This is a genomic window from Acidovorax cavernicola, from assembly GCF_003581445.1.
On the sequence record NZ_QXMN01000278.1, the window covers coordinates 1 to 851 of the forward strand.

Sequence of the window (851 nt, forward strand, 5' to 3'; positions counted from 1 at the left end):
TTTATGAATTCTGCAAAAGGCCTGCACTGGGCAATGGACCATCTCAGCGGATTAGAACCGTGAGCCGTCGTCCTCGTTCTCTTTCACCGGGCGCCCACCCCTCCGGCAACAAATTGAAGAACCTCAGGATATGTTGTTGACGGCAGGCCAACCACATATCCGCCCGCGCGGTTGCCTATGTGGTCTTAGCGGTCCCAAATCTATACGGCGGGGAACAATTCACCACTGTGGTGTAGACTGGTGCATTAGCTCTTCAGCTTGGAAAACAGCCATGCGGACTCAGACAAAACATCATGACGGCAGCGCGCAGGAACGTACAGTTCGGGCCTCCATCAGCTTCCCAGAGAACCAGTACCAAGTACTGGAAAGGATCGCTGCAGAGAACAAGGTCTCTCTTGCTTGGGTAGTACGCGATGCGATTGATGGCTACTTGAAGTCTAGGTGGCCCCTTTTCCCGCAAGGCACTGATGCCGAAGATGCGCAGCAAATAGGCGAGAGATCGTGAACAAATTTTTTGAGAAAAACGGGGAAGAGATCAGGGTGTTATCCCTGTTCTCAGGTTGCGGCGGCATGGACTTTGGCGTAGAAGCGGCAGGCGGTCATGTCATCTTCTCGAACGACATCCTTGCAGACGCCTGCAACACATTGAAGAAGTACTTCCCTGGCGCTGATATCCGCAATGCGGACATCTCTGGAATTCAGGTATTTCCCGATGCAGACATCGTCGTGGGGGGCTACCCGTGCCAATCTTTTTCGATGGCGGGCAATCGGGACCCTGAGAAGGATGAGCGTACGAACCTATACAAGCAATTCCTGCGGGTAGTGGGCATCGTCCGCCCAAAGTATTTTGT

General features: G+C 53.2%; 1 protein-coding gene. It reads left to right on the top strand.

Annotated elements, in window-relative coordinates:
- Nucleotides 1-501: 501 nt before the first annotated feature.
- The coding region (locus D3H34_RS33135) for a DNA cytosine methyltransferase (protein WP_147400619.1) at nt 502-851 on the top strand (350 nt) is incomplete at its 3' end.